This is a genomic window from Pseudokineococcus marinus (assembly GCF_013004605.1).
Taxonomy (GTDB): domain Bacteria; phylum Actinomycetota; class Actinomycetes; order Actinomycetales; family Quadrisphaeraceae; genus Pseudokineococcus; species Pseudokineococcus marinus.
In genome coordinates this window covers 1-3,769 of record NZ_JABEMA010000301.1, presented here as the reverse complement: position 1 = coordinate 3,769, position 3,769 = coordinate 1, and the positions used below count along the sequence as shown (strand labels likewise).

The window sequence follows — 3,769 nt, the reverse complement described above, 5'->3', positions numbered from 1 at the left end:
CCCGCGTGCCCGGCATGCGGCGCCGCGTGGTCGACGACGTCGCCGCCCAGGTCGTCGCGCTCGTCGGCGGAGCGGTGACGACGACCGCGCCCGAGCGGCGCCGCCGCGCGGACCACCCGTCGGCCGCTCCCGACGGGCCCGCCCCCGCCGGCGACGTCGGCGAGGAGCGGCCGCTCGCGCCGGGCGACGTCGCGGTGCTCGTGCGGACCAACGCGCAGGCCCAGATGGTCCGCGAGGCGCTGGAGCGGGTCCGCGTGCCCGTCGTCGTCGGGGGGCGCACGAGCGTCTTCACGACGCCGGCCGCCTCCGACTGGACCGTCCTCCTCGAGGCCCTCGAGCAGCCGCAGCGCAGCGCCCGGGTGCGACTGCTCGCGCTGGGCGCCTTCGGCGGCCACGACGCCGCGTCCCTCGACGCCGGCGGTGACGCGCTCGTCGACGACCTCGGGCTGCGCGTGCGCGCGTGGGCCCGGCTCCTCGACCTCCGCGGGGTCGGCGCGCTGCTCGAGGCCGTGCAGCGGCCGCGGCCCGACGCCGCCGGCCTCGCCGAGCGGCTGCTCGGGACGGTCGGCGGCGAGCGCCGGCTCACCGACCTGCGGCACGTCGGGCAGGTGCTGCACGAGGCCGCCGTGCGCGACGGCCTCGGCGTCTCGGCGCTGCTGGCGTGGCTGCGCGAGCAGGTCGAGGAGGCCGGGCGCGACGGCGTCGTCGAGCGCAGCCGCCGGCTGGAGTCCGACGCCGCGGCGGTGCAGGTCCTCACCGTGCACACGAGCAAGGGCCTGGAGTTCCCCGCCGTGCTCGTGCCCTTCGCGTGGGACATGTGGCAGAACACCAAGCCCTCCACGGCCCTCGTCCACGACGCCGACGGGCGCCGGTGCCGCGACGTCGGGGGCCCCGGCGCACCGGGATGGGCCGACCACGTGCGCGAGCACCACCGCTCGGAGTCCGACGAGGAGCTGCGCCTCGCGTACGTGGCGCTGACCCGGGCCGCGAGCCACCTCACGGCCTGGTGGGCGGGGACGACGAACACCGGCCGCGGCCCCCTGCACCGGCTGCTGCTGCACCGCCCTGCGGGCGTCGGAGCGCCCGACCTCCCCGGGTCACCCGACGACGGCGTCCCCCCGGCCGTCGTGCCGGTGCCCTCCGACGACGACGCCCTGGCCGCCCTGGCGGCGCGGGCGGCCGCGAGCGACGGCTCCCTGGTCGTCGAGCGCGTCGCCGGCCCGCCCGACGGCCGGCCGTGGCGCGCGCCCGACCGGGTCGTCGACGGCCTGGCGGCGGCCCGGTGGAGCCGGAGCCTCGACGCGTCCTGGCGCCGCACCTCCTACAGCGCCCTCACCGCCGCGGCGCACGACGCCGGGCCCGCGCCCGCGGGCGGCGCCCTCGTCGAGCCGGAGGCGGCGGTCGAGGACGACGAGCGCCTGCCCGCGGACGGCGCTCCCGCCCGCGCCGGGGCGTCGGGCGGAGCGGGCCCGTCGCCCGCGGCGGTGCCCTCGGCGTGGGACGCCCTCGCCGGCAGCGCGCGCTTCGGCGTGCTCGTCCACGCCGTCCTCGAGGAGCTCGACCCCTCGACCCTCGCCGCTCCCGACGGCCGTCCCGACGGCGCTCCGGACCGGGTGCTGCGCGACCTCGTGGCCGAGCAGGCCGCGGCGCAGGGGCTCGCCCTCGACGTCGACGTGCTCACCGGAGCCCTCGACCTCGCCCTGAGGACACCCCTCGGACCGCTCGCGGGCGGGCGCCGCCTCGTCGACGTCCCCGCGCGCGACCGCCTCCCGGAGATGGACTTCGAGCTGCCCCTCGCCGGGGGCGACGACGCCGGGGCCGCCGCGCTGCGCCCCTCCCTCGCCGGGCTCGTGCCGCTGTGGCGGCGGCACTGCCCCGAGGGACCGCTGGCCTCCTACGCCGACGCGCTCGAGCACCTCACCGCGGACGGCGAGCACGAGGACACGGGCCAGGTCGGCGGGCTGCGCGGCTACCTCACCGGCAGCGTCGACGCGGTGCTGCGGCTGCCCGCGCCCGACGGGGGCGACGCGCGCTACGTCGTCGTGGACTACAAGACGAACCGCCTCGGCGTCCCCGAGCGGCCGCTCACGTCGTGGGACTACCGCCCGGCGGCGATGGAGGAGGCCATGGTGGCCGCGCACTACCCGCTCCAGGCGCTGCTGTACCAGGTGGCCCTGCACCGCTTCCTGCGCTGGCGGCTGCCCGGGTACGCGCCGGAGCGCCACCTCGGCGGAGCGCTGTACCTCTTCGTGCGCGGGATGGTCGGGCCGTCGGTGGCGCCCGCGGAGGACGGCGCGGTGCCCGGCGTCATGGCGTGGGCGACGCCGCCCGCGCTCGTGGTCGCGGCGTCCGACCACCTCGCCGGCCGCGGGACGGCCCCGTGAGCGGCGACCCGCGCGCCGGGGACCTGGCGCTGCGCGCCACCGGGCTGTTGCGCGACTTCAACCGGGCCGGCCTGCTGCACGCCGCGGACGTCCACGTCGCCCGCCGCCTGGGCGCGCTCGCCGGGGAGGAGGACGAGGCCGTCCTGCTCGCCGCGGCGCTCGTGGTCCGCTCCACCCGGCAGGGCTCGGTCGTCGTCGACCTCGCGACGGCCCGGGAGACGACCGCCGCGGACGACGTCGACGACGAGGCGGACGACGGCGCCCGGTCCACGACGGAGGGGACGGCGGACGAGGGAGCGGCAGCAGGCGGCGCGGTCGACGCCGTGGTGTGGCCGGGCGAGGACTGGGCCGCCCGCGTGGCGGCCAGCCCCCTCGCCGGAGGCCCCCTGCGCGTCGAGGGCGGTCGCGTCTGGCTCGGCCGCTACCGCGACCAGGAGGAGCTCGTCGCGCGCGAGCTCGCGACCCGGGCCGCCGACGTGCCCGACGACCTCGACGCGGGCGTCCTGCGCCGCGCCCTCGACCGTCTCTTCGACCCGGCGGACGCCGACCAGCGGGAGGCCGCCGCGGGCTGCGCGCTCGCCCGCGTCTCCGTCCTCGCAGGGGGCCCGGGCACGGGCAAGACGACGACGGTCTCGAAGGTCGTCGCACTGCTGCGCGAGCAGCACCCGACGTGGCGGGTGGCGCTGGCCGCCCCCACCGGGCGCGCGGCCGCGCGGCTCGCCGAGGCCGTCCGCGACTCCTCGGCGCACCTGCCGGAGGAGGACCGCGAGCGGCTCGGCGACCTGCCGGCGACGACGCTGCACCGCCTCCTCGGCTGGCGGCCGGACGCGCGGCACCGCTTCCGCCACGACCGCTCCGACCGGCTCGCCCTCGAGGTCCTCGTCGTCGACGAGAGCTCGATGGTCTCGCTCACCCTCATGGCGCGGCTGCTCGAGGCGCTGCGCCCCCACACGCGGCTCGTGCTCGTCGGGGACCCCGACCAGCTGGCCTCGGTCGAGGCGGGCACGGTGCTGGGCGACCTCGTCGACGCCGGCGCCGGCGGCGGGCGCCACCCCCGCCTCGCGGACGCCCTCGCGCGGGTGGGCGCCCTCCCCGCCGACGATCCCGGTCGGCACGACCCGTGGGACGTCGGCGCCCGGACGGCGAGGCCGGTCACCGTGCGCGACGGGGTCAGCCTGCTGCGCACCACCCGCCGCTACGCGGGCGGTGGGGTGGTGGACCGCCTCGCGGCCGCCGTCCGCGACGGGCGCGGCGAGGACGCCCTCGCCGTCCTGCTCGCGGGCGACCCGGGCGCCGTCCTGCTGCCGACCACGGCCGACGCGGTGCCGGAGGCCGACCTGGACGACGTCCGCGACGACGTGGTCGCCGCCGCGACGGCGCTGGGG

General features: G+C 79.7%; 2 protein-coding genes. Both read left to right on the top strand.

Annotation, left to right across the window (positions count from 1 at the left end; genetic code table 11):
• A partial coding sequence (locus HLB09_RS14420; RefSeq protein WP_212771129.1) for a 3'-5' exonuclease occupies window positions 1-2,384 on the top strand: 2,384 nt, incomplete at its 5' end.
• On the top strand, window positions 2,381-3,769 hold a 1,389-nt coding region (locus HLB09_RS14415), incomplete at its 3' end, for an AAA family ATPase (protein WP_212771128.1). The genes HLB09_RS14420 and HLB09_RS14415, both read left to right, overlap by 4 nt.